The organism is Rhizobium sp. Leaf306, from assembly GCF_001423425.1.
Taxonomy (GTDB): domain Bacteria; phylum Pseudomonadota; class Alphaproteobacteria; order Rhizobiales; family Rhizobiaceae; genus Neorhizobium; species Neorhizobium soli.
The window spans coordinates 157,671-182,063 of sequence record NZ_LMNX01000004.1; the positions used below are offsets into that span (position 1 = coordinate 157,671).

Annotated in this window: 21 protein-coding genes and 1 tRNA gene; 10 read left to right on the forward strand and 12 right to left on the reverse strand. The window is 61.4% G+C overall.

Going from position 1 to position 24,393, the window contains the following annotated elements; translation table 11 throughout:
- Positions 1-120 precede the first annotated feature (120 nt).
- Complete coding sequence (locus ASG19_RS18915; RefSeq protein ID WP_062460976.1) at positions 121-603, reverse strand: Hsp20 family protein; 483 nt, start codon at positions 601-603, stop codon at positions 121-123.
- 291 nt (positions 604-894) lie between these two features.
- Here ASG19_RS18915 and ASG19_RS18920 point away from each other — a divergent pair, with 291 nt between their 5' ends.
- A complete protein-coding gene (locus ASG19_RS18920) occupies positions 895-1,884 on the forward strand; it encodes an alpha/beta hydrolase (RefSeq protein WP_062460979.1) in 990 nt (329 codons plus the stop codon).
- Positions 1,885-1,890: 6 nt separating this feature from the next.
- On the opposite strand, the gene hisN is transcribed toward ASG19_RS18920, so the two are convergent.
- The gene (gene hisN, locus ASG19_RS18925) at positions 1,891-2,667 is read right to left on the reverse strand and encodes a histidinol-phosphatase (protein ID WP_062460982.1); all 777 of its coding nucleotides are present in this window, start codon (positions 2,665-2,667) and stop codon (positions 1,891-1,893) included.
- Positions 2,668-3,046: 379 nt separating this feature from the next.
- On the reverse strand, positions 3,047-3,934 hold the full coding sequence (locus ASG19_RS18930) for an N-formylglutamate amidohydrolase (RefSeq protein ID WP_062460985.1): 888 nt from the start codon (positions 3,932-3,934) through the stop codon (positions 3,047-3,049).
- A 180-nt stretch (positions 3,935-4,114) separates the two neighbouring features.
- Here ASG19_RS18930 and cpdR1 point away from each other — a divergent pair, with 180 nt between their 5' ends.
- Positions 4,115-4,477 (forward strand): response regulator CpdR1, encoded by a 363-nt coding sequence (cpdR1, locus tag ASG19_RS18935; RefSeq protein ID WP_062460988.1) that lies wholly within the window; start codon positions 4,115-4,117, stop codon positions 4,475-4,477.
- A gap of 97 nt (positions 4,478-4,574) precedes the next feature.
- Positions 4,575-4,649 (forward strand) — tRNA-Val (locus tag ASG19_RS18940).
- Positions 4,650-4,963: 314 nt separating this feature from the next.
- Here ASG19_RS18940 and ASG19_RS23655 read toward each other — a convergent pair.
- The 4 genes from ASG19_RS23655 to ASG19_RS18955 form a co-directional block, all read right to left on the reverse strand.
- Positions 4,964-5,137: a DUF1328 domain-containing protein gene (locus ASG19_RS23655; protein ID WP_082471987.1), complete on the reverse strand. Its 174-nt coding sequence runs from the start codon at positions 5,135-5,137 to the stop codon at positions 4,964-4,966.
- 100 nt (positions 5,138-5,237) lie between these two features.
- Positions 5,238-6,299 carry an ABC transporter ATP-binding protein gene (locus tag ASG19_RS18945; RefSeq protein WP_062460991.1) on the reverse strand — a complete coding sequence of 354 codons (1,062 nt, stop codon included), beginning with the start codon at positions 6,297-6,299 and terminating at the stop codon, positions 5,238-5,240.
- A complete protein-coding gene (locus tag ASG19_RS18950) occupies positions 6,296-7,876 on the reverse strand; it encodes an iron ABC transporter permease (RefSeq protein ID WP_062460993.1) in 1,581 nt (526 codons plus the stop codon). The genes ASG19_RS18945 and ASG19_RS18950 overlap by 4 nt, the downstream gene beginning before the upstream one ends.
- A gap of 72 nt (positions 7,877-7,948) precedes the next feature.
- On the reverse strand, positions 7,949-8,962 hold the full coding sequence (locus ASG19_RS18955) for an iron ABC transporter substrate-binding protein (protein ID WP_092659796.1): 1,014 nt from the start codon (positions 8,960-8,962) through the stop codon (positions 7,949-7,951).
- A 158-nt stretch (positions 8,963-9,120) separates the two neighbouring features.
- On the opposite strand from ASG19_RS18955, the gene ASG19_RS18960 reads away from it, so the two are divergent.
- The 3 genes from ASG19_RS18960 (at position 9,121) to ASG19_RS18970 (ending at position 12,997) form a co-directional block, all read left to right on the forward strand.
- Positions 9,121-11,190 (forward strand): ATP-dependent helicase, encoded by a 2,070-nt coding sequence (locus tag ASG19_RS18960; RefSeq protein ID WP_062460999.1) that lies wholly within the window; start codon positions 9,121-9,123, stop codon positions 11,188-11,190.
- A gap of 52 nt (positions 11,191-11,242) precedes the next feature.
- Complete coding sequence (locus ASG19_RS18965; protein ID WP_156466568.1) at positions 11,243-11,983, forward strand: pentapeptide repeat-containing protein; 741 nt, start codon at positions 11,243-11,245, stop codon at positions 11,981-11,983.
- Between the two features lie 171 nt (positions 11,984-12,154).
- Complete coding sequence (locus ASG19_RS18970) at positions 12,155-12,997, forward strand: DMT family transporter (RefSeq protein ID WP_062461885.1); 843 nt, start codon at positions 12,155-12,157, stop codon at positions 12,995-12,997.
- Positions 12,998-13,004: 7 nt separating this feature from the next.
- Here ASG19_RS18970 and ASG19_RS24000 read toward each other — a convergent pair whose 3' ends face one another.
- The 5 genes from ASG19_RS24000 to ASG19_RS18990 all read right to left on the reverse strand — a co-directional run bounded on the left by ASG19_RS24000 (position 13,005) and on the right by ASG19_RS18990 (position 17,344).
- On the reverse strand, positions 13,005-13,118 hold the full coding sequence (locus ASG19_RS24000) for a hypothetical protein (RefSeq protein WP_280136960.1): 114 nt from the start codon (positions 13,116-13,118) through the stop codon (positions 13,005-13,007).
- A gap of 21 nt (positions 13,119-13,139) precedes the next feature.
- Entirely contained in the window at positions 13,140-13,394 is a 255-nt protein-coding gene (locus ASG19_RS18975; RefSeq protein ID WP_062461888.1) for a type II toxin-antitoxin system ParD family antitoxin, read from the reverse strand.
- Between the two features lie 83 nt (positions 13,395-13,477).
- Positions 13,478-14,185 (reverse strand): DUF1003 domain-containing protein, encoded by a 708-nt coding sequence (locus ASG19_RS18980; protein WP_062461007.1) that lies wholly within the window; start codon positions 14,183-14,185, stop codon positions 13,478-13,480.
- Positions 14,186-14,189: 4 nt separating this feature from the next.
- A complete protein-coding gene (locus tag ASG19_RS18985) occupies positions 14,190-15,983 on the reverse strand; it encodes an ABC transporter ATP-binding protein/permease (protein WP_062461010.1) in 1,794 nt (597 codons plus the stop codon).
- Positions 15,984-16,120: 137 nt separating this feature from the next.
- The gene (locus ASG19_RS18990) at positions 16,121-17,344 is read right to left on the reverse strand and encodes an ROK family protein (protein WP_062461012.1); all 1,224 of its coding nucleotides are present in this window, start codon (positions 17,342-17,344) and stop codon (positions 16,121-16,123) included.
- A gap of 243 nt (positions 17,345-17,587) precedes the next feature.
- Here ASG19_RS18990 and ASG19_RS18995 point away from each other — a divergent pair, with 243 nt between their 5' ends.
- The 4 genes from ASG19_RS18995 (at position 17,588) to ASG19_RS19010 (ending at position 24,335) form a co-directional block, all read left to right on the forward strand.
- On the forward strand, positions 17,588-18,613 hold the full coding sequence (locus ASG19_RS18995; RefSeq protein ID WP_062461015.1) for a sugar ABC transporter substrate-binding protein: 1,026 nt from the start codon (positions 17,588-17,590) through the stop codon (positions 18,611-18,613).
- A gap of 189 nt (positions 18,614-18,802) precedes the next feature.
- Positions 18,803-19,882 carry an ABC transporter permease gene (locus ASG19_RS19000; protein WP_062461017.1) on the forward strand — a complete coding sequence of 360 codons (1,080 nt, stop codon included), beginning with the start codon at positions 18,803-18,805 and terminating at the stop codon, positions 19,880-19,882.
- Positions 19,882-20,673 (forward strand): ATP-binding cassette domain-containing protein, encoded by a 792-nt coding sequence (locus ASG19_RS19005; RefSeq protein WP_062461891.1) that lies wholly within the window; start codon positions 19,882-19,884, stop codon positions 20,671-20,673. The genes ASG19_RS19000 and ASG19_RS19005 overlap by 1 nt, the downstream gene beginning before the upstream one ends.
- Before the next feature lie 302 nt (positions 20,674-20,975).
- A complete protein-coding gene (locus ASG19_RS19010; RefSeq protein ID WP_062461020.1) occupies positions 20,976-24,335 on the forward strand; it encodes a transglutaminase family protein in 3,360 nt (1,119 codons plus the stop codon).
- The last annotated feature ends 58 nt before the right edge of the window (positions 24,336-24,393 follow it).

Genomic DNA, 24,393 nt, shown 5'->3' on the forward strand with positions numbered 1-24,393 from the left:
GCCGAAGCTTTGGCCCTGATCAATCCCACGCAAAAACGCCCCTTCCCCGGCAAGGGAAGAGGCGTCTGTATGCTACCCGTGACTGGAGGTCATTGGGCTGTCATTACTCTCTGTGGCGGGTCAGTTGACCTGCTGCGGAGCGATCTGTGCTTCGATCGTCTTGACGCTGTCGGACGCATCGGCCGCAATCGAGATACGGCGTGGCTTCAGCGCTTCCGGAATGTTGCGCACCAGATCGATGTGCAAGAGACCGTTCTTCAGCGAAGCGGTTTCGACTTCCACGTGATCGGCGAGCTGGAAGCGGCGCTCGAAGGCGCGCTTGGCGATGCCGCGGTAGAGATATTCGGTCTCGGCACCGGCTTCGTCATCGCTCTTCTCGCCCTTCACGGTCAGCGAATGGGCCTGGAATTCGATCGAGAGTTCCTTCTCGTCAAATCCCGCGACAGCCATCGTGATGCGATAGGTGTTGTCGCCGGTCCGCTCGATATTGTAGGGCGGATAGCTCTGCGCCTGATCGCCAAGGTTGCGATTGTCGAGCAGATTGAAGAGACGGTCGAAACCGACGGTGGAGCGGTACAGGGGGGAAAAATCGACGTGACGCATAAAGTCCTCCATTGAAGCGACGTTGCGGTTTAGGTTTGGCGTCTCACCCCGTTCTGGCGATGAAGACCCCGTTCTGCAGGCCCTTTCGGCGCCTGCAGAGGAAAGATGGGAATTGATTTTCCGTCATTCAAGAGGTTTTTTCATTGGGGAAATTCATCCCGTGACGGGCTCGGCTTCCTGGTTATAGGCCGACAGGTCAGAGTTCTCCGCTCCGGCCTCGCCTCTATCCGCATCCACCATTTCAGATGATTTCACTTGACGTGGCGGCCCGGATCGCTTGAGCCTGTCGGCATGACTGACACGCCCCACGCCTCACAGACCCTGTTGCGATCGACGCCGGAAAACCCGGCGCCGGCCGATTACACCGCTGGCCATTTCACCGGTCACCGCGGCACGAAGCTGCGTTACGCGCTTTTCCGCTCACCGGTCTCACCAGCCCGCGGCACGATCGTGCTGCTGCAGGGGCGCAATGAGTTCATCGAGAAATATTTCGAGACTATCCGCGAGCTCAACGCGATGGGCCTGTGGGTCACGACCTACGATCTGCGCGGCCAGGGCGGTTCCGACCGCGAGACACGGCACCCGAAAAAAGGCCATATCAGACATTTTTCCGACTACCAGAAAGACCTCGACATCTTTCTCGAGCAGATCGTGCTTCCGGATGCACGCCTGCCGTTTTTTCTGATCGCCCATTCCACCGGCGCTCTGATCGCACTGTCGTCGGCGCCGAAACTTGCCAACCGGATCAGCCGCATGGCGCTGCTGTCGCCCTATATCGGCTTTCAGGGCCAGGCCCTGCCGGAACGCATCGTCTGGCCGCTCTCGACGGTCATGCGCTGGACCGGGTTCGGCAAGATCCAGCTTGGCGGAGACAAGCGCTTCATTCCCTTCGAACGAAACGGCCTGACCGGCGATCGCACCCGCTTCGAGCGAAATCTCGGCCTCTACGCCGCCTATCCGGAACTGACAGTCGGCGCACCGACGGCCGGCTGGGTTCACGAGACCCTTCGCGCAGGCCGGCGCGTCTCGTCGCAGGCGCATCTGACACGGATCACCATTCCGACGCTGATCATCGCGCCTGTCCTCGATGGTGTCGTGCCCTATACGGCGCAGGAGGAACTCTCGCGCAATTTCCGCGCGGCACAGCTCATCACGATCACCGGTGGCCGCCATGAGCTGCTGCAGGAGAAGAATATCTACCGCGCCCAGGTGATGGCGGCGCTCGAGGCCTTCATGCCTGGGCTCGATGGCGGCATAGACCTTAGCGAAACCGCGGCCTGACTCGTCTTATCGGCGCGCCAGCAGCGCAAGCGCTTCGGCGTGCACGCTGCGCGAACCGGCGGCGATGATATTGCCGCCGTTCTCCGGCCGGCCACCGTCCCAGTCGGTGATGATGCCGCCCGCCTGCTCGATGATCGGGATCAGCGCACCGACATCATAGGGCTGAAGATTGTTCTCAACCACGAGATCGATATGACCGCCCGCCAGAAGGCAATAGGCGTAGCAATCGCAGCCATAGCGGAACAGCCGCACCTTCTCTTCGATCGAGCGGTAAAGGGCCAGATCCTCGCCCTCGAAAATATGCGGTGACGTGGTGAAGAGAACCGCATCGGATAGCTGTCCGCAGTCACGCACGGCAAGGACGGCCTCACCACCCGGGCCGCGATAGGTTGCGACCTTGCCATCGGCAAAATAGCGTTCGCCGGTAAACGGCTGGTCCATCATGCCCATCGTGGCCCGACCATTCGACTGCAAGCCGATCAGCGTGCCCCACAGCGGCACGCCTGAGATAAAGGCCCGCGTCCCGTCGATCGGATCGATGACCCAGACATGCTCGCGGTCGAGCCCGACATTTCCATGCTCTTCGCCCAAGATGCCGTGTTCGGGAAACCGCGCCTCGATCAGGGCCCGGATGGCGGTTTCCGCCGCCCTGTCGCCCTCGGTCACCGGATCGAAACCGCCGGCCAGCTTGTTGACGACGGAGACACCGGTGCGGAAGCGCGGAAGCGTCTGCTCGCGGGCGGCATCAGCGAGCGTATCGAAAAAGGCGCGATCAGGCAGCATCAAAAACTCCGTCCCAGAAAAGCTGCCCCTGTTCTAAAGCAGGTCTTGGCGCTTAGAAAGGCCTGAACCGCTCTTGGACTGACCAAAACTCGGTCACTTCGCCAAATAATGATGCAATTTTCATCACATAAAATAATTGATTGACAAATGTGCATAACGGACGTAGCGTCTTCCTACAGTCTTTGACTGTAAATACCCTCCTTGGGTGTTTCCTCCCTAGACTTAGCCGCGCTGTAAGCGCGGTTTTTTTTGTCCAAAATACACGGGCGGAAGGGTATCGCTCGATGAGCACGCAGATGTCTGCATGCTGCGGCATCGAATGCGCTCTGTCAGGGAAGTCGGCTACCTCGGCGATCGAAGTCAGCCTGATGCGGGGATACTATTCCGCTGCGAGCGCAGTGTCGCTGGCCGAAAAATCAGCGACGAAGTCGGCCATCTGGCGCATGAAGAGCGAGAGTGCGGCGGCGATCGCATCGAATTCCGGCCGCTTCGAAAGCGTCCCCTCATCCACGTAAAGCCCGCGGTTGATCTCGATCTGCAGCGCGTGCAGGCCGCGCACGGGCCGGCCGTAGTGTTCGGTGATGAAGCCGCCAGCATAGGGCTTGTTGCGCACGGCGGCAAAACCCATCTCGCTCAGGAAGCTGAGCGCTGCGCGGGAAAGCTCGGCAGACGCGCTTGTGCCGTAGCGATCGCCGATGATGAAGTCGGGCTTCACGTTCGAACCCGAAAGCCGGATATTGCCAGGCATCGAGTGACAATCAATCAGCACGCAGATGCCGAACCGGGCATGCGTGGCCGCGATCAGCCGGCGCAGGCAGGCATGGTATGGCTTGTAGATTGCCTCGATCCGGGACAGGCCCTCCGCCACCGAAAGCTTGCGCCGGTAGATATCCATGTTCTCGGCGACGATGCGCGGAATGGTGCCAAGCCCACCGGCAACGCGCATCGATCCGATATTGGCGTAAGGCGGCAACGGACCATCGAACATACGCGGATCGAGTTCGAACGGCTCGCGATTGACGTCGAGATAGGCCCTGGGAAAATGCGCGGCAAGCAGAGGCGCGCCAAGTTCCGGCGCATCGGCAAAGAGATCGTCGACATAATGATCTGCCGAACGGCGAATCGCCATCGAGTCGAGATTGCTGTCGGCAAGAAAGCTTTCCGGGTAGCACCGGCCGCTATGGGGAGAGTTGTACACGAAGGGAATGGTTTGCCTGGCGGGTTCCCTTACTTCGAAATGCTCAGGATCGCCGGCGTTGAAATCCATTCCGTTTTTACCATGTCATGAACAAGTCGGATGAGGTATGTTGCCAGTTGCCCGGCGGGAAGTCCATACTATGTAATCCCACCAAGGCTGCTTCGGCTCTTATTAAACGGATGTTTACCGTCAATTGAGAGTGTAGACGGCCATACAGCCACGACTCATAGACAGATAGCGGTCCCCGAGATGCTTCCAAAAATCCTTCTCGCCGAAGATGACAACGACATGCGCCGGTTCCTGGTGAAAGCGTTGGAAAAGGCGGGCTACAAGGTCATTTCCTTCGACAACGGCGCCAGCGCCTACGACCGGCTCCGCGAAGAGCCTTTCTCGCTGCTCCTGACCGACATCGTTATGCCCGAGATGGACGGCATCGAGCTCGCCCGCCGCGCGACCGAACTCGACCCCGATCTCAAGGTCATGTTCATCACAGGGTTTGCCGCCGTCGCTCTGAATTCTGATTCGAAGGCCCCGAAGGATGCAAAGGTTCTCTCCAAGCCCTTCCACCTGCGCGATCTTGTGGACGAAGTGAACAAGCTTCTGGCCGCGTAAGCCCGGTTTTCCGGCGGCTGTCAAAAAGACTTCACAAAACCGGAAAAAGCCTATTGACGGCACATCGGTTTCTGTGGTCTTAAGCCGCCCATCGGATGGGCGTATAGCTCAGCGGGAGAGCACTACGTTGACATCGTAGGGGTCACAGGTTCAATCCCTGTTACGCCCACCATCCTGATTAGCCGCAAGGCACGAAAGGCTTCCGGGAAACCGGAAGCCTTTTTCGTTTCAAGCCGTTAACCGACCGCATAACGTCCCGCCACCATTCTTCCATCCGTAACAATACCAATAGCGCGAGGCTTGCGGATGCGGGAGCTTGTGGGTCTGAGTTTGTGGCTGGCCTCTCGGCCAGTGGCACTCAGGCGGCCGGGGTCGTGTGGGGCTCCGGCCGCTTCAATAGCGCTTCACTTCCCGAATTTACCGCGAACAAAAGCCGCCCGTGGAAGCTCCAGGGCGGCTTTGCTGTTTTGATCCCTGGGGTCTTTCTTAGAAGACCACGGCGCCTGCCGTCAGTGCCAGAACCAGGAAGATCAGGAAGATCACGATAGCGATAAAGAACAGGATTTTCGCGATGCCCGCGGTGGCAGAGGAGACGCCGGAAAAGCCGAGGAAGCCTGAAATCACGGAGATGACGAGAAAGATGAGAGCCCATTTCAGCATGGTATTATTCCTTCATATTTGATGCGGGAACAACGTGAGAAAAGGTTCCAGGTTCCAGCGCCGTGATGGCCGCGAAGAAATATTCCGGCAAAAATGTGAACTACCCGTCGGCAAGCAGATGCACTCGTCCCGAGATGCCGATCGACACCCGGTCGCCTGACGCAAGCAGCTCGCGGCCGGGGATATCCAGACGGAAGGAAATCTCGCCCTCGGCGATACCGTCTCCGGCGAGTGTTATCCTCGCATCAAGCGACGGCCCGCAGAAAACCACGTCGCTGACCACAGCCGAGACCCCGTTGTCCGGCGCGTATTCGATCCGGCTGACGGTAAACTGCTCAGGCCGGATCATGATCTGCGCCCGGCCGCGATAGGTGACGTCCGCAACCTCTAGCCGGCCGATCGGACTGTCGGCTATCCCGTCGCTCACCATGGCCGGCAGCACGACCGCTTCTCCGAGGAAGGTGGCCGTCGCCCGGTCGACGGGTTTCAGATAGACCTCGCGCGGCGTGCCGACCTGGGCGAATTTTCCCGCCCGCATCACGACCAGCTCATCGGCGAAGGCAAGCGCTTCCGCCTGGTCATGGGTAACGAGAATGGTGGTGACGCCGGCAGCCGACAGCACGTCGGCCACAGCCTTTCGGGTGGCGGTCCTCAGGCCCATGTCGAGCGCCGAGAAGGGTTCGTCCAGCAGCATCAGCCGCGGCCTGCGGGCAAGCGCCCTTGCCAGCGCCACGCGCTGCTGCTGGCCGCCGGAAAGCTGATCCGGCTTGCGTGCAAGCATCGCCCCGTCAAGCCCGACCATCTCCATCAGTTCCGCAGCCCTTGCCTGTTTGGCGTCGCGATCCGCATCCATGCCGAAACCGATATTGTCGAGCACCGAAAGATGCGGAAAAAGGCAGCCGTCCTGCGCCACGATGCCGATATTACGTCGGTAGGCAGCAACATGCGCGTCCGCATTGGACATGATCTCGCCGCCAAGCGTGATCGAGCCGGCGTCAGGAACCTCGAACCCGGCAATCAGCCGCAAAAGCGTGGTCTTGCCGCAGCCGGAAGGGCCGACGATGGCCGTGCGGCTTCCGCTTTGGGCTGCAAGGTCGACACCGGCAACGGCTGCGACGGAACCGTAGCTCTTGGCAACGGAGGAAAGGGTAAGCAGCGTCATCGCCCGGCGATCTTTTTTGACTGGTGGTGAAGGAGGAGGGTGAGCGGCAGCGAAAACAGGATCATCAGCAGCGCATAGGGTGCGGCTCCCGCATAGTCGATCTCGCTGGTCAGCGCCCAGAATGCCATGGCAAGCGTGCGCGTGCCGTTGGGCGCCAGCATCTGGGTCGCGGTCAGCTCGTTCATGATGCCGAGCGAGGAAAGCGCCATGGCAGATGCAGCGCCGGGCGCCGCCAGCCGCACTGTGGTGGACCAGAGCGCCCGCGCGGGCGAACGTCCGAGACTTTCGGCCGCCTGTTCCAGCTCTGCCGGCACCTGCGCGATGCTGGCGCGCAGGCTGACCAGCGCCCGCGGCAGAAACATGATGACGTAGGCGATGACGATCGTCGCCACCGTCTGGTAAAGCGGCAGCATCACCCGGATCGAGATCGTTACCAGAGCGAGCGCAACAACCACGCCCGGCATCGAGCTTGCCAGATAATAGCAGCCTTCGAGAAAACGGCTGGAACGCGTCGGGCGGCGCACCGAAAGCCATGCGATCGGCACCGCGGCAGCAGCTGTCGCAACGCCGCCGATCACGCAGATCGTCAGCGTCTGGGAAAGCGCCAACCCGATCTCGCTGAATTGCCAGATATCAGCACCACCCGCGATCAGCCAGCGCCCGAGCGTCATGGCAGGCACGCCGAGCGAAACCGCGGTGGTCACGACCGGCAGCAGCAGGCAGGGATATCGCCAGACGCCAAGCGAGGCGCGCACCGGATGGCGGGCAACGCCCGAGCCCAGCCGGGCATAGCGACGGCGGCCCCGCATAGCGGCATCGACACCGATCAGCACGAAGCAGCAGGCCACCAGCACCAGCGCCAGCATATGCGCTGCAACGCCGTTGTAGGTGGACTGGAACTGGTCAAGGATTGCCGTCGTGAATGTATCGAACCGGATCATCGCATAAAGCCCGTATTCCGACAGGAGATGCAGGCTGATCAGCAGCGCCCCGCCACACAGTGACAGTCTGAGTTGCGGCAACACAACACGCCGCAAGACAGCAGCGGGCGAAAGACCGAGAGAGGCCGCCTGATCCTCCAGTGCCGGATCGATCAGCCGAAGGGCCGCCGACACGGGAAGGTAGACGAAGGGAAAGTAGGTCACGACCGAGATCGCGACGCCCGCTCCAAGCCCGTTCAGCCGCGGCCACATACCGATCCAGGCATAGGACTGCACGAAAGCGGGAATGGCGAGCGGCACGATGGCAAGCCAGGCCCATAGCTTTGCACCCGGCAGGTCGGTGCGCTCCGTCAGCCATGCAAGCGCTGTTGCAAGAACCGTCGCGACCGGCACCGTGAAGACGATCAGCGCAACGGTATTGAACAGGAGGTCGCCGACACGGGAACGGAAGATCAGCTGCGATGCCGTTTCCCAGCCCGTCGCAACCGTTGCCCAGAACACGAACCCGAGCGGCGTCAGCGTCAGGGCGGCAATCGCAACGGCGATTGCCAGCGTCCAAGACGATCCGGCAAGGGGTTTCCCCGCAGGCTTCCGGCGCGGCCGGCTGGCAACCATGCTCTCGGTGGTAAACGTCATCGCGTGCTCAAGAAAGAAGAGACATCGCAGGTACGCCCTGCGATGTCCGTGCGCAACAGGATTCGATGGTGTTTAGAGAATGCCGGCGGCTGTCATCATGTCGGTGACCTTGGCATTGTTGAGGCTCGAAGGCTCGACCTTCGGCGCCTGAAGGTCGGCAATCGGAACGAGCGCCTTGTTGGAAGCCTCGTCCTTGCCGACGGCGTATTCGAACGAGGTGCCGTCACGCAGAATCTTCTGGCCGCCCTTGCCGGCAAGCCATTTCAGAAATGCCTGCGCCTGCTCCTTGTGCTTGGAAGAGGCCAGAATGCCGCCGCCGGAGATCGACACGAAGGCGCCCGGATCCTGGTTCTTGAAGTAATGCAGCGCAACGTTCTTGCTGTTTTCGCCGGTCTTCGCCTGATCGCCGAAATAGTAGTAGTGATAGATCAGCGCGCCTTCGAACTGGCCCGCATTGACGGCCTTCATGGCGGTGGAATTGCCACGCACGGCGGTGAAATTCTCTTTCATGCCCTTCAGCCAGGCAGCGGTTTCCGGCTCACCCTTCAGCTGCAGAAACGCGCCGACGATCGCTTGGAAATCGGCACCCGACGGAGATGCGGCCCAACGGCCCTTCCATTCGGGCTTGGCGAGATCGAGCATCGATTTCGGCAGCTTGTCCTCGGTAAGCTTGGTCTTGTCATAGGCAAACACGGTGGAGCGCGCGGCAATTCCGGTCCAGTGACCGTTGGCCGGGCGGAACTGCTCGGGAACGAGATCGAGCGTTGCCTTGTCGACAGGCTCAAACAGCCCCTTGCCATCGACAAGCGCCATGGCCGGCGAATTTTCCGTCAGAAACAGGTCGGCCGGCGAGTTGGCGCCTTCCTGCACAATCTGGTTTGCCATTTCGAGGTCGGATCCGTTGCGCACCGTAATGACGATGCCGGTCTCTTCCTTGAAGGCCTCGACCCATTCCTTGGTCAGGCCCTCGTGCTGGGCATTGTAGATCGTCAGGCTGTCGGCGACCTGCGCGTTGGCCGGCATGGACAGAGCGAGTAGCGAAACGGCGAGCGAAGCTCCGGCCGAAAGAGCAGACAGAATTTTCAAGTTTGCCTCCAATTTATAAGCGTCATCGCATCGATAGCCAAAGCCGACCTGCGTAGTCAAGTTTAAGAATCGAACGGGGATGGAGACCGATTGCGGCAAATGCCGGCGAATCAGGTAGAGCTTAAACGAACACATCAAGAACATGCCGCGGAAGCTGAATGTCGGTTGCTTATCTGGAAAAATTGAACGAGGCCCAGCGCCGCGCGGTCGAACATGGTTCGGACGTGCCGGATGGCGGCGCTGCGGGACCGCTTCTGGTGATTGCAGGCGCAGGCTCGGGCAAGACCAACACGCTTGCCCATCGCGTCGCCCACCTGATCGTGTCGGGCGCCGATCCGCGCCGCCTGCTGCTGATGACGTTTTCCCGCCGTGCGGCCTCCGAAATGGGCCGTCGCGTCCAGCGTATCTGTCGCGAAGTGATGGGGGCGAAGTCCGGCGTCATGACCGATGCGCTCGCCTGGGCCGGCACGTTTCACGGCATCGGCGCAAGGCTGTTGCGGATCTATGCCGAACAGATCGGCCTCGACCAGGAATTCACCATCCACGACCGTGAGGATTCCGCCGACCTGATGAACCTCGTTCGCCACGAGCTCGGCTTCTCCAAGACGGAGAGCCGGTTTCCGACCAAGGGCACCTGCCTTGCGATCTATTCGCGCGCCGTCAATTCAGAGACGCCGCTGGACGAGGTCCTGAAGACCTCCTTCCCGTGGTGCCTTGCCTGGGAACCGCAGCTGCGCGATCTGTTTGCCTCCTATGTCGAGGCCAAGCAGGCGCAGAACGTGCTCGATTACGACGATCTCCTGCTCTACTGGGCGCAGATGATGAGCGAGCCGCTGATCGCGCAGGATGTCGGCGAGCGATTCGATCACGTCATGGTCGACGAATACCAGGACACGAACCGGCTGCAATCCTCGATCCTGATGGCGATGAAGCCCGGCGGCCGCGGGCTGACGGTGGTGGGCGACGACGCCCAGTCGATCTATTCGTTCCGTGCCGCCACGATCCGCAACATCCTCGATTTCCCCGCGACCTTCGATCCACCCGCCAACATCGTCACGCTCGACCGCAATTACCGCTCGACCACCACCATTCTGGCAGCCGCCAACGGCGTCATCGAACTTGCCCGTGAGCGGTTCACGAAAAACCTGTGGACCGACCGGCAGTCGGAGGAGCGGCCGCGTCTGGTCACCGTCAAGGACGAGACCGAGCAGGCGAGCTATATCGTGGAAAAGATCCTCGAGAATCGCGAAACCGGCATGCTGCTGAAGCAGCAGGCCGTGCTGTTTCGCGCCTCGCACCACTCCGGCCCGCTGGAAGTGGAACTGACCCGCCGCAACATTCCCTTCGTCAAGTTCGGCGGCCTGAAATTCCTCGATAGCGCCCATGTCAAGGACATGCTGGCGGCCCTGCGCTTTGCCCAGAACCCGCGTGACCGGGTTGCGGGGTTCCGCCTGCTGCAGCTCATTCCGGGCATCGGCCCGCAGACAGCGGCAAAGATCCTCGATGCGATCGCAGCTGATCCGGAACCGCTGGCGGCACTCCAGGAAATCCCCTCGCCTCCGAGATCCGGAGAAGACTGGCCGGCCTTTGTCGAGATGCTCGGCGCCGTCAGGAAAAGCGAAGGCTGGCCTTCCGAAATCGGGCTCGCCCGCCAATGGTACGAACCGCATCTTAGCCGCATCCACGAAGATGCCGACACCCGCAAGGCCGACCTTCTGCAACTGGAGCAGATCGCTTCCGGCTACGCGTCGCGCGAACGCTTCCTCACCGAACTGACGCTCGATCCGCCGGATGCCACCAGCGACCAGGCCGGCGTGCCGCTGCTGGACGAGGATTACCTGATCCTTTCGACAATCCACTCCGCCAAGGGCCAGGAATGGCGCTCGGTTTTCCTGCTCAACTGTGTCGACGGCTGTATTCCCTCCGATCTCGGCACTGGCACGACGGCCGAAATCGAGGAGGAACGGCGGCTTCTCTACGTGGCGATGACGCGGGCGAAGGATCACCTTCACCTGATCACGCCGCAGCGTTTCTTTACCCACGGCCAGCATTCCCAAGGCGACAGGCACGTCTACGCCTCACGCTCCCGCTTTATCCCGGCAACGCTGCTGCAGTTCTTCGAAAGCACCGCCTGGCCGGTGGTGGCGCAAATGACCGAAGCCGAACGCCAAGCCCGCCACCAGATCCGCATCGACGTAACCGCAAGAATGCGCGGCATGTGGCGCTGACCGTCACAAGTTGCGCGAACGTATAGGCAAGCTGCCTGACAATGGAGATTGCGTGTTGGAAATATCGTCGCTTGAAACCGCATTCTCGATGAAGGAGCCGGTCATCGGCCTCCGATTTGCATCCGAAGACCTGTCCGATTTCATCACGTCCGAATCGAAATTTTCGGATTGCCGGTTCAACGATTGCATCTTCGATGGCGCGAAGATCAGAGAATGCGAATTCATCGGCTGCAGCTTTTCCAACTGCTCCTTCAAGGAAGCCGAGTTTTTCAACTGCATCTTCGTCGATCGCGAAACGCAGGCAGGATCTGCGTGGAATTACTGCGACCTCAACGAGGCGAAGTTTAAGGCCTGCAACCTTTCCAACAACCGCATCGTCAAATGCGAAGCCTTCCTGCTCGAGATCACCGACTCGTCGGCTGTCGGTCTGCAGTTCGATGCCGAGGTTCATCGCAAGATCAGCAAGCGCATGATGTTTGGCGGCGTCGTCTTACAGCGTTGCAAGCTGCAATACGCGGTGTTTGCGGCCTCAAGCTACGAAGAGAGCCGGTTCGAGAGCTGCGATCTCAGAGACTGCTCGTTTGTCGACAGCAATCTCAGCCGCGTCAGCCTGATGGGATCGAGCCTCAACAATATCGATTTCACCGGCGCGACCCTGGATTTCGCCAACCTCTCGCAGGCGACCTTCGATGAGATGGATCTTGCAGCCATGGCGTCGTTCAAGGGCATGACTGTCAGCCGCGACCAGCACGAAAACCTGCTCCGCTCGATGGGAATTCTGACGTCGGGATAAGCAGCAGACACAACCGGTGGGCGGAAAGGCTTTCCTTTCAAACCAAAAAAGCATTAGAGCGACCGTTCTGCGTCGAAGGAGACTGAAGTGGACAGCAATCAATCGGCAAGGGCCTCGCGGGCGACGTCGTCAGCCCAGCCGGCCCCGTCGACGAAGAAGGCTGCAGCGTGGATGCTGACGTCGATCAGCCTGCTGCTGCTGATGGCGATTTCCGGCCGGATCATCACCCGCGAGATCGACGTCTTCCAGGTGATGGAAATGCGCTCGATCATCGCCTTCTTCATGCTTTTGCCGCTGGTGTTTCGCGAGGGTGGCTTCAAAGCCATGCGGACCACCATCCTGCCGGCCCATATCGGCCGCAACGTCGCCCACTATATCGGCCAGTTCGCCTGGCTGATGGGCCTGACGCTGATCCCGCTCGCGCAGGTGATCGCCATCGAATTCACCGCCCCGATCTGGGCGGCGCTGATGGCAGCGGCTTTCCTCGGGGAGAAGCTGACATGGCGCAAGGGTGCGGCGATCGGCTTCGGGCTCGCCGGCGTGCTTCTGATCCTGCGGCCAGGCGCCGCCCCGCTCAACCCAGGCCACCTGATCGTGCTCGGCGCTGCCTTCTTCTTCGCCATTTCCTTCATCACCACCAAGCTTTTGACGCGCACCGACAGCGCCACCAAGATCATCTTCTGGATGCTGATCATCCAGTCGATCATCGGGCTGATCCCGGCGCTCCGGGTATGGACCTGGCCGTCCGCGGGGATCTGGCCGTGGATCTTCCTGATCGCGTTCACCGGGACATTCGCGCATTACTGCATGGCAAAGGCGCTGTCTTATGCCGATGCGACGGTGGCGATGCCGATGGATTATCTCCGCGTGCCGGCCTCGGCCCTCATCGGCTACCTTCTCTACGCCGAAGCCATCGACGGCCTGACCGCCGCCGGCGCAATCCTCATCCTCGCCGGCAACCTCTTCAACCTGCGACGCCCGAACGCCGGAAGAATCCAACAGACGCCGCCGTGAGATCGGTTTAGTCTTGTTCCTTGAATGCTGCGGGGATATCGCGCGCGCCGTGCAGGATGCGCTCAATTCTCACACCATCCTGGGACACGGTGTAGAACATCACGTACCGTTTGAAGTGGATGCAACGAAGCTCGGTCGCGCATCAGGAGCGGCGTCCGCCATATCTGGCTTCAAGCCGATCGAAGACGTCATCCGCCGGAATGCCCGGCCCACTCTCGATCCCGGTGCGTATATCCGCCTTCAGTGCGTCGAAGCCGGCCTTGCCATGCTCCTCCATCTCTTCGAGCAGGCGAAGGCTATCGCGCATGACTTCGCTTTCGCTTGCATAGCGTCCGCTTTCCACCAGCCTGCGCACGAAGCTTTCGTAACGGGGGCCGAGTTCATAACTGGAAGGCACAAGATCCACGCTTGTTTCCCCGAAATTATCAATCTTCGAGATCCACGTAGAGCGCGTCCCCTCTCACCCCTCACCCCGACTAATCATCGTTTCTCCAGCAACTCGATCTGGATCTGCTGGAGTTCCGCGAGCCGTTCCCACTGCTTGGCCATCTGGTGATCGATCTTTTCATGCAGCTGGCGGATTTCGAGTTCTGCTCTGAGGTTGACCATGTAGTCGTTTTCGCTGCGCAGCCGGTCCTTGTCCTCCTGCCGCCTCTGACTCATCATGATGACGGGTGCCTGCAGGGCGGCAAGCGAGGACAGGACGAGATTGAGCAGGATGAACGGATAGGGGTCGAACGGATCGGTGGACAAACCAACCACGTTAAGCGCCATCCACAAAACCAGCACGGCTAAAAAGGACAGGATGAAGGTCCAGGAGCCTCCGAAGGCGGCGACCCTGTCGGCAACCCTTTCCCCGAACGTTTCCGCCTGGTCGATTGCGGCGGGCGCGCCCGCCTGAACCGTGAGCGTTCCCTTTTCAAAACTGTCGAGCACGCGGGCGTCGAGCTCGGTGATCTCGCCCCGCTCCTCTTCCAGCAGTGCCTCCACGTAGCGCCGCCTGAAGCGCGCCAGATCCTCGTCGCAGATCAGACTGTCGGCGCTACAGGTCTTTACCTCCTCCGCGATCATCTCGAAGAGATGCGGCCTGAGAGTGCCCGCCTTGTGAAGCTTCGATACCGCAAACGTGCGACCGCAGATGAGGCATTGCCCGGTTCTCCCTGTCGTTTGAGAAGCATGCTTACCCATTGTCTCAAGCCTCGTTCTTCGTATCGACAGCCAGGAGCGGCGCCAGATGAAATACCTTTGGTGAAAATCTGTCCGAAAACACGTCGGAGCGGCCGATATAGATCAGTGTCGAGCCGGTAAGCCCGGCCAGCACGTCGAGCAACAGCGCCTGCGTCTCCGGTTCGAGCCCTTCCAGGACGTCGTCCATGATCAGCCAGTCCGGCTTTCGAAGCACGGCATTGGCGATCTGCAGCGCCACTTCCTCGTCCTTGTCGAGCAGCCGGTCCCATCGCTCCACCTCGTCGAATTTATCGACGAGCCGATGCAGACCGACTTTCTCCAACGCTTGCGCCAGCGCCGCGTCGGTCATGTCGGGAATGCCATCGCGCATGCCAGCAGGCCCAGTCGCCGGATAGGTCATGACCTCGCGCAGTGATGCGGTCGGCAGATAACCTTCCTGCGGCATCATGATCATCCGATCTGCGGCCGGCAGTCGGATCTCGCCCTTGCCCCAGGGCCAGATACCGGACAGTGCCTGGAACAGAAGATGCCGGTCTGTCCCCGGATTGCCGTTGATCAGCACGCGCTCGCCGGGTCGGATGGTGAAGGCGCCTTCCGCGACCCTGATGCCATGGCCGTCCCCACCCTTGTCGGGTTCGCCGAAGACCGCAAGGTCGGTGACGGACAGCACGTCCTCCCCATCGCTTTTCCGGTAGGTGAGGACGGAGCCTTCCATCGCCGGCGTATCCATCGAAACCAGGGCATTGCGGAACGAGGAGACACGGCCGAGCGTCGCCCGCCAGTCGGCGATGACGCTGAAATTCGCCACATACCAGCGCAGCGCCTGGTTGACCTGGTTGAAGGCGCCGACCGCCATCATCAGACCGCCGAACGAAAGATTGCCGGAAAAATACATCGGCGAGGCAATGATGATCGGCGCCACCAACGCCAGCCAACCGAAACCGGCCGACACCCAGGTCAGGTTAGTGAGCGCCCAGGCAAGCTTGCGCAGCATGCCAAGCACGCCATCGATTGCGGTGTGAACGCGGAAAAGCTCGCTTTCCTCGCCGCGCGCAAGCGTGATCGGCTTCATGTTCTCGTTCGCCCGGACAAGGGTCGCGCGCAGATCAGCCTCGCGGGCATAGCGCTGCGCATTCAGCCGCGCCAGCCGGCTGCCGACGACGTTGCTCATGACGGATCCGAAAAGGGCGTAGAGGATCGTCGCCCACAGCATATAGCCGGGAATGACAATGGTACGACCGCCGATCTGCAGGCCGAAATCGGTCGAGATCGCCCATAGCACGCCGATGAAACTTGCAAGAAGAATGGTCGAATTGACGAGGCCGATCGACAGTGACGTCGTGTTCTCGGCCAGGATGCGGGTGTCCTCGTGCAGTCTCTGGTCCGGATTGTCGGCGATCGCGCCGGCACCGGCAAGCTTCAGGGCCCGCCCCGGCGTCAGCCAGACATCGGCGAGATCGCGGGCCAGCCCTTCTCGCATCCGCATCGCGGCGATCTGGTTCAGCCATTGCTGGATGACGTTGAGCAGTGTCAGGAGCGAGGCGAGGACTCCGAACACCACAAGCTGGTGGAGGAATTCGGGCATGTCGCGCCGTGCCAAGGCATCGTAGAACGGTCCGTTCCACTCGTTCAGCCGATAGGTGGCGTAGGTGGTCGCAAAGATGACGCAGAGCAGCGCGGCCGTGAGGGCAAGAACGGGCTTGCGCACCGGCGACGCCCAGAACGCCCCCGTCATCATCTTGAGCTGGCCGGACAGAGGAAGTTCATAGGGCTCCGCCTTATCTTGCGAATTCACCATCTGCCGCCGGCTCCTGCCTGTCTGTGTCGAGTCCTAACTACCACAAGGGAATTGCGAAGGTGCGAGAAAGGCGTGCCGTTCACGGCTGACCGGAAACAGCGTCGAGCGTCCCACGATCGAATGCGGACGTCCCCTCGTCACATCGCCTTGAACAGCACACTCGGATCGGTGAGGTATTTCGCAAAGATCGGCAGGCTGGCGCCGCCGATGGCGCGGGCGTGGCTGCCGACCTTGCCCTCGATGATATCGGGGATGATGACACCTTGCAGGTCCAGCCGCTTGACGGCCTCGATCGTCTCGGTGACGATCCGCTTGCGCACCCAGGACGGAAAGCCGCCATCGATCACGGCAGCCCCGAAATCGATGATCGAGGCGCTGGCAATGATGGCCTGGGCAAGCGCTGCCGCCGTCTCGCCGATCCACAGATCGAGCGGCGCGCCGAAATCGATCCATTCGTCGGCCGAATACCAGAGCGGCTCCGGATCGATCCCCTTTTCCTTCAGCATGTTCTCGAGAACGAAAATTGAAGCGACGTCGAGCAACTGCCGGGTTGAACCGTCCCTGCCGCGCACCGGAAGTGGCGCGACGGCGCCTGCCGTCCCGGTACGGCCGGAAAACACCGCGGAGTTCAGAACGATGCCGCCGCCGATAAATGACCCGATGAAGAAATAGACGAAGTCCGGATAGGACGGACCGATCCCGAACACCAGCTCCGCACCGCAGGCGCTGGTCGCGTCGTTCTGCAGGTAGACGGCATGCTTGGTCGAGGCGGAGACCTCCTGCTGCAGGTCGAAATCGCGCCAGAGGTCCATCGCGCCCGCAGGCGCGCCGACCTCGTCTGCCCAGTTCCACAGTTCGAACGGCGCCGAGATCCCGATGCCGGCGATCCGCTCACGCTCGACCATGCTGAGCTGGCCCTCGAGCCTGCCGATCCCCTTGCCGATGATCTCGATGATCTTCTGCGGCACTGGGTAGGCGTAGGTTTCGTGATGATGCATCCGGATCTGCCCGACGAAATCCATCAGCACCAGATCGGCGCTGCGCCGGCCGATTTTTACCCCGAAGGAAAACACGGCATCGGGATTGAGCCGCATCGGGACCGACGGCTGCCCCACCCGGCCGCGGATCGGTTCGCCGCGCAGCAGAAGCCCGTCCTTTTCGAGCGATCGCATGATCACCGACACAGTCTGCGCCGACAGTCCGCTGGCGCGGGTAATGTCCGCCTTCGACATTTCGCCGTGCATGCGAACAAGCGAAAGGACCAGCCTCTCGTTATAGGCACGCACGCGAACCTGGTTCGATCCGCCCGAAAAACTGCCGAGCGGCATCGACCCTGTCGCGGTACTTCCCGCGATCGACATTGGAACTCCTCCCGAAACTCGCCGTGGATCGTCGCTCCACGCACGCCGAATATGCCACCGTGGATAAATAATTCAATCGGAATTAATTATTGACAGCTCATGGAAAACTGGTCTTAATCCGGGCTGCAGAGGACATGGGAGGCTTGGAGACGGCGCTCGTCGAATTCGATGGCACCCGGTGTTTCTGAACATTTGCATCAATCGCCCCAGGCTTGGGGAAAAGATCTCTCGGGAGGAGATATCATGAAAAAGACTGTGCTTTCTGGCGCCTTTGCGGCGCTTGTCCTCGGCGTTGCGTTTTCCGCTCCGGCGCACGCAGCCGGCGTCTCCGCCTGCCTCATCACCAAGACAGATACCAATCCGTTCTTCGTGAAGATGAAGGACGGTGCGACTGCGAAAGCCAAGGAACTCGGCGTCACGCTGAAATCCTATGCCGGCAAGATCGATGGCGATTCCGAAAGCCAGGTTGCCGCGATCGAAACCTGCATCGCCGATGGCGCCAAAGGTATTCTGATCACCGCGTCCGACACCAAGGGCATCGTGCCGAACCTCAAGAAGGCCCGCGACGCCGGCATGCTGATCATCGCGCTCGACACGCCGCTGGAGCCGATCAATGCGGCCGATATGACGTTTGCGACCGACAACCTTCTGGCCGGCAAGCTGATTGGCCAGTGGGCCAAGGAAACGCTCGGCGACAAGGCCAAGGAAGCCAAGGTGGCCTTCCTCGACCTTACCCCGTCGCAGCCTTCCGTCGACATCCTGCGCGACCAGGGCTTCATGATCGGTTTCGGCATCGATCCGAAGGATCCGAACAAGATCGGCGACGAAGACGATCCGCGCATCGTCGGCCATGACGTGACCAACGGCAATGAAGAAGGCGGTCGCACCGCGATGGAAAACCTTCTCCAGAAGGATCCGACCATCAACGTCGTTCACACCATCAACGAACCGGCAGCAGCCGGCGCCTATGAAGCGCTGAAGGCCGTCGGTCGCGAGAAGGACGTGCTTCTGGTCTCCGTCGACGGCGGCTGCCCAGGCGTCAAGAACGTTGCCGGCGGTGTCATCGGTGCAACCTCGCAGCAGTATCCGCTGCAGATGGCGTCGCTCGGCATCGAGGCGATCAAGAAGTTCGCCGATACCGGTGAAAAGCCGAAGCCGACTGCCGGCAAGGATTTCTTCGACACAGGCGTAACGCTCGTGACCGACAAGCCGGTTCCCGCGATCAAGTCGATCGACACCAAGGAAGGTCTGAACAAGTGCTGGGGCTGATCCCCACCTGCATTTGAAAGACCAAACACGACCCTCCCCGCAACGGGGAGGGCTTGATCCGGCGGCAACCGCTCAGACAATCCCTGCGTCCGCCGCAAGTCTTCTCCCACCGGGGTGGGAGAGATGGCCGGTAGGCCGGAGAGGGTCTCTCACTGTCGAGCGACAACGGAATTTCTCGGAGGAACATCCATGACCGAGCCAACGGCGGCATCGCCGCATCATGACTACGAAAAGGTTCTGAAGGACAGTTCGACCGACGTCGCGTCCTTCGACGGCGACAAGAAAACGCCAGTCCAGAAATTCCAGCACTTCCTGCACACCAGTCCGTCGGCGGTTTCGCTGATCGTCCTCGTCGCAGCCCTGCTGGTGTTCGGCATCCTTCTCGGCGGAAAATTCTTCAACGCCTTCTCCCTGACGCTGATCCTGCAGCAGGTGGCAATCACCGGCATTATCGGCGCGGCACAGACGCTTGTCATCATGACCGCCGGCATCGATCTTTCGGTCGGCGCCATCATGGTCCTTTCCTCTGTCGTCATGGGCCAGATGGTCTTCCGCTACGGGGTTCCTGTCGAGATCGCCATTCCCTGCGGCTTCGCGGTCGGCGCGATTTGCGGCTTCATCAACGGCTTCCTGATCGCCCGTGTGAAACTGCCGCCCTTCATCGTCACGCTCGGCATGTGGCAGATCGTGCTTGCCACCAACTTCCTCTATTCCTCCAACGAGACGATCCGCTCGCAGGAAATCGAGGCGACGGCTCCGCTTCTGCAGTTCCTCGGCACGACGTTCAAGGTCGGCGGCGCCGTCTTCACCTTCGGCGTTGTCGCGATGGTGCTGCTGGTCGCCGTCCTCTGGTACGTGCTCAACCAGACCGCCTGGGGCAGACATCTTTACGCAGTCGGTGACGATCCCGAAGCGGCAGAGCTTTCCGGCGTCAACGTCAAGCGCATGCTGATTTCGGTCTACGTTCTGGCCGGCACCATCTGCGCGCTTGCCGGCTGGGTCTCGATCGGCCGCAACGGTTCGGTTTCCCCGACAGTGGGCCAGTTCGCCAACATCGAATCCATCACCGCCGTGGTGATCGGCGGCATATCGCTGTTCGGCGGCCGCGGCTCGATCCTCGGCATGGTGTTCGGCGCCCTCATCGTCGGCGTGTTCTCGTTCGGCCTTCGAATGCTCGGCACCGACGTCCAGTGGACGTACCTCCTGATCGGCGTGCTGATCATCGCCGCCGTCGCAATCGATCAATGGATCAGAAAGGCAGCCGGCTGATGGCACGCGATCCGAACACTCAACCCATCCTCGCCGCCCGCGGCCTGGTCAAGCGCTACGGCCGGGTGACCGCCCTCGACAACGCCGATTTCGACCTCTATCCGGGTGAAATCCTCGCCGTCATCGGCGACAACGGCGCCGGCAAGTCTTCGCTGATCAAGGCGATCTCAGGCGCGATCCGTCCAGACGAGGGCGAGATCACGCTGGAAGGCAAGCCGGTGCAGTTCCGTTCGCCGATCGAGGCCCGCGATGCGGGCATCGAGACCGTCTACCAGAACCTCGCGCTCTCGCCGGCATTGTCGATCGCAGACAACATGTTCCTCGGCCGCGAGATCCGCAGCAAGGGTTTCATGGGCAAATACCTGCGCAAGCTTGATCATGGCGCCATGGAAAAGTTTGCCCGCGGCAAGCTCTCCGAACTCGGCCTGATGACCATCCAGAACATCAACCAGGCGGTCGAGACACTCTCGGGCGGTCAGCGCCAGGGTGTGGCGGTGGCGCGCGCTGCGGCCTTCGGTTCCAAGGTGATCATTCTCGACGAACCGACGGCGGCGCTCGGCGTCAAGGAAAGCCGCAAGGTTCTGGAACTGATCCTCGACGTGCGCTCGCGCGGCATCCCGATTGTGCTGATCAGCCACAACATGCCGCATGTCTTTGAAGTGGCCGACCGTATCCACATCCACCGGCTCGGAAAACGACTGACCGTCATCAACCCGAAAGACTACACGATGTCCGACGCCGTCGCCTTCATGACCGGCGCCAAGGTCCCGACGGAAGCCGTCGCCGCTTAGCGGAAATACCTGGGAATGCCCACTCCCCGCTCGCGGGGAGTGGGCACGTACCCTGATCTGACTCTGAGCGCGCAGCCTGCGTCCTTCTCCCCGCCCGCAGGGAGAAGGTGCCGGTAGGCGGATAAGGGGCAATCTCAGCCGGATGACCCTTACCCGGCACAACGATCGAAAACCGAACGAAGCTCACCTTTCGACGTGAGCGGGAAAACAGCCTGCCCCGCCTTGCATTCTTTTCATGCATTGCACAAACTCGCGGCAACGATGACGTAACGGCCCGTTCAACAAGGCCGGCAAGGGGCATAATGTCGATCAAGGCGAGCATCTACCACCTCACCCATTACAGCTATGACAGGCCGGTCCGCATGGGGCCGCAGATCATCCGGCTGAAGCCCGCCGCCCATTCCCGCACAAAAGTGCTGTCGCATTCCCTGAAGGTCACGCCGGAGAATCACTTCGTCAACCTGCAGCAGGACCCCTACGGCAACTACCTCGCCCGCTTCGTGTTTCCCGAACCGGTGACCGAATTCAAGATCGAGGTCGACCTCGTCGCCGACATGACGGTCTACAATCCCTTCGACTTCTTCGTCGAGGAAGAGGCGCAGGCCTGGCCGTTCACCTATCCGGCCGACCTCATCGAAGACCTGTCGATCTACCGCACGCCCGAGCCGCCGGAACCCGCCCTCGTCGAATATCTGAAGACGCTGGACATGTCGCCCGGCCAGCCGACCGTCGATATGGTGGTCGGTATCAACGCCCGCCTGCAGCAGGCGATCGGCTATGTCATCCGCATGGAACCCGGCGTCCAGACGCCCGAGCAGACGCTGACCTCGGCAATGGGCTCCTGCCGCGATTCGAGCTGGCTGCTGGTGCAGATCCTGCGCCATCTGGGCTTTGCCGCCCGTTTCGTCTCCGGCTACCTGATCCAGCTGACGCCGGACCTGAAGGCGCTCGACGGCCCCTCGGGCACCGAGGTCGATTTCACCGATTTGCACGCCTGGTGCGAAGTCTATCTGCCGGGCGCCGGCTGGATCGGCCTTGATCCGACATCGGGCCTGCTGACCGGCGAAAGCCACATTCCGCTCGCCGCCACGCCCCATTACCGCAATGCCGCGCCGATTTCCGGCGGTTACTTCGGTGAAGCGAACACGTCGTTCGACTTTGCCATGAACGTCACACGCGTGGCCGAACATCCGCGCATTACCAAGCCCTTCTCGGATGACAGCTGGGACGCGCTGAACGATCTCGGCGAACAGGTGGACCGCGTGCTGGAAGCCCAGGACGTGCGCCTCACCATGGGCGGCGAACCGACCTTCGTGTCGATCGACGACTTCGAATCCGACGAATGGAACACCGGCGCCGTCGGCCCCACCAAGCGCGAAAAGGCCGACGTCCTCATCCGCAAGTTGCGCGAGAAATTTGCGCCGGGCGGCTTCCTGCATTACGGCCAGGGCAAATGGTATCCGGGCGAAAGCCTGCCGCGCTGGACGTTCTCGCTCTACTGGCGCAAGGACGGCAAGCCGATCTGGAGCAATCCGGATCTCGTCGCCGAAGAAGGCCGCGACTATGGCAGCGGCGAGCAGGACTCGCAGCAATTCCTGACCGCACTCGCAGCGGAACTCGATATCGGCGAAGAGATGGTCGTGCCCGCCTATGAGGATCCGGCCGAGTGGATCATCAAGGAAGGCTCGCTGCCTGATAATGTCGATCCGTCCAATTCGAAACTCAAGGATCCGGAAGAGCGCAACCGCATCGCCCGCGTCTTCGAGCGCGGCCTGACCAACCCGTCGGGTTATATCCTGCCTGTTCAGGCCTGGCAGTCGCATGCGAGAGGCAGCAGCATGGGCGCAAAGCGCTGGATCAGCGAAAAATGGAGCACCCGCCGCGGCAAGATCTTCCTGGTCCCCGGCGACAGCCCGGTCGGCTACCGCCTGCCGCTCGGCACGCTTCCCTATATTCCGCCGTCGCAATTTCCCTATATCCACGAAGCCGATCCCTCGATCCCCCGAACTGCCCTGCCCGACGTGATCGTCCCGCCCGGTCACGAGGCGACGGAGGGTCGCGCGATGCCGGAGCAGTCGTTCACGGCAGGCGACCCGGTCAATCCCGGCCGCGTCGAGCAGACGCTCGGTGAAATCGGCGGCGCGGTGCGCACGGCGATTTCCGTCGAGCCGCGCGATGGCCGGCTTTGCGTCTTCATGCCGCCGGTCGAAAAGATCGAGGACTATCTCGAACTGATCGCCGCAGCCGAAAACGCGGCGACAAAGCTTGGTCTCGCCGTCCATATCGAAGGCTACGCGCCGCCGCATGACGAGCGCATCAACGTCATCCGCGTCGCGCCCGATCCTGGCGTCATCGAGGTCAACATCCATCCGGCCGCAAGCTGGAAGGAGACGGTCGAGACCACAACGGCGATCTATGAAGAGGCCCGCCAGAGCCGTCTCGGCGCCGACAAGTTCATGATCGACGGCCGCCACACCGGCACCGGCGGCGGCAACCACGTCGTGGTCGGCGGCGCCAACCCGAACGACAGCCCGTTCCTGCGTCGCCCGGACCTGCTCAAAAGCCTCGTGCTGCACTGGCAGCGCCATCCGTCGCTGTCCTACCTGTTCTCCGGCCTGTTCATCGGCCCGACCAGCCAGGCACCGCGCCTCGACGAAGCCCGCCACGATTCGATGTACGAGCTTGAAATCGCGATGGCACAGGTGCCGATGCCGGGCCAGGGTGCCGCACCGCTGCCATGGCTCGTGGACCGACTGTTCCGCAACCTTTTGACCGACGTCACCGGCAACACCCACCGTTCGGAAATCTGCATCGACAAGCTATTTTCCCCCGACGGTCCGACCGGTCGCCTCGGCCTCGTGGAATTCCGCGGCTTCGAAATGCCGCCGAATGCGCGCATGTCGCTGGCGCAGCAGCTGCTTGTGCGGGCACTGATCGCCCGCTTCTGGAAAAACCCGGTTCAGGGCAGGTTTACCCGCTGGGGCACGGCGCTGGCGGACCGGTTCATGCTGTCCCATTACATCTGGGCCGATTTCATGGACGTGCTGGCGGACCTTCGCGAAAACGGCTTCGACCTTAGGCCCGAATGGTTCGAGGCACAGCTCGAGTTCCGCTTCCCGTTCTTCGGCGAAGTCGAGTACGAGGGCGCCAAGCTGGAACTGCGCCAGGCGCTGGAGCCCTGGCATGTGATGGGCGAACAGGGCGCGATCGGCGGCACGGTGCGCTATGTCGACAGTTCCGTGGAGCGCCTGCAGGTGCGGCTCGAGACCAGCAATCCGCAGCGCTATACCGTCGCCTGCAACGGCCGCGCCGTGCCGTTGACGCCGACGGGCATATCCGGTGTTTCGGTCGCCGGCGTGCGCTTCAAGGCCTGGCAGCCGTCCTCCGGCCTGCATCCGGTTCTGCCGGTCAATACACCGCTGACATTCGATATCTATGATACATGGTCCAGCCGCTCGATCGGTGGCTGCATCTATCATGTTGCCCATCCGGGCGGTCGCAACTATGAGACCTTTCCGGTCAATGGCAACGAAGCGGAAGCGCGAAGGCTCGCACGGTTCGAACCGTGGGGACACACGGCCGGCAGTTATGCTTTGATGCAGGAAATGCCATCGCCCGAATTTCCGCTGACACTCGATCTGCGCCGGCCACCCGGGATTTAACTGGACCACCTGGGTTTTAACTGGAGTTGACAGCAAGCCATGTCCAACGGACCGGCAA

Excerpts from the sequence above, each read along its gene's own strand:
- ASG19_RS18915 (WP_062460976.1), bottom strand. The coding sequence starts at position 603 with ATGCGTCACGTCGATTTTTCCCCCCTGTACCGCTCCACCGTCGGTTTC.
- ASG19_RS18920 (WP_062460979.1), top strand. The coding sequence starts at position 895 with ATGACTGACACGCCCCACGCCTCACAGACCCTGTTGCGATCGACGCCG.
- hisN (WP_062460982.1), bottom strand. The coding sequence starts at position 2,667 with ATGCTGCCTGATCGCGCCTTTTTCGATACGCTCGCTGATGCCGCCCGC.
- ASG19_RS18930 (WP_062460985.1), bottom strand. The coding sequence starts at position 3,934 with ATGGATTTCAACGCCGGCGATCCTGAGCATTTCGAAGTAAGGGAACCC.
- cpdR1 (WP_062460988.1), top strand. The coding sequence starts at position 4,115 with ATGCTTCCAAAAATCCTTCTCGCCGAAGATGACAACGACATGCGCCGG.
- ASG19_RS23655 (WP_082471987.1), bottom strand. The coding sequence starts at position 5,137 with ATGCTGAAATGGGCTCTCATCTTTCTCGTCATCTCCGTGATTTCAGGC.
- ASG19_RS18945 (WP_062460991.1), bottom strand. The coding sequence starts at position 6,299 with ATGACGCTGCTTACCCTTTCCTCCGTTGCCAAGAGCTACGGTTCCGTC.
- ASG19_RS18950 (WP_062460993.1), bottom strand. The coding sequence starts at position 7,876 with ATGACGTTTACCACCGAGAGCATGGTTGCCAGCCGGCCGCGCCGGAAG.
- ASG19_RS18960 (WP_062460999.1), top strand. The coding sequence starts at position 9,121 with ATGTCGGTTGCTTATCTGGAAAAATTGAACGAGGCCCAGCGCCGCGCG.
- ASG19_RS18970 (WP_062461885.1), top strand. The coding sequence starts at position 12,155 with ATGCTGACGTCGATCAGCCTGCTGCTGCTGATGGCGATTTCCGGCCGG.
- ASG19_RS18980 (WP_062461007.1), bottom strand. The coding sequence starts at position 14,185 with ATGGGTAAGCATGCTTCTCAAACGACAGGGAGAACCGGGCAATGCCTC.
- ASG19_RS18985 (WP_062461010.1), bottom strand. The coding sequence starts at position 15,983 with ATGGTGAATTCGCAAGATAAGGCGGAGCCCTATGAACTTCCTCTGTCC.
- ASG19_RS18990 (WP_062461012.1), bottom strand. The coding sequence starts at position 17,344 with ATGTCGATCGCGGGAAGTACCGCGACAGGGTCGATGCCGCTCGGCAGT.
- ASG19_RS18995 (WP_062461015.1), top strand. The coding sequence starts at position 17,588 with ATGAAAAAGACTGTGCTTTCTGGCGCCTTTGCGGCGCTTGTCCTCGGC.
- ASG19_RS19000 (WP_062461017.1), top strand. The coding sequence starts at position 18,803 with ATGACCGAGCCAACGGCGGCATCGCCGCATCATGACTACGAAAAGGTT.
- ASG19_RS19005 (WP_062461891.1), top strand. The coding sequence starts at position 19,882 with ATGGCACGCGATCCGAACACTCAACCCATCCTCGCCGCCCGCGGCCTG.
- ASG19_RS19010 (WP_062461020.1), top strand. The coding sequence starts at position 20,976 with ATGTCGATCAAGGCGAGCATCTACCACCTCACCCATTACAGCTATGAC.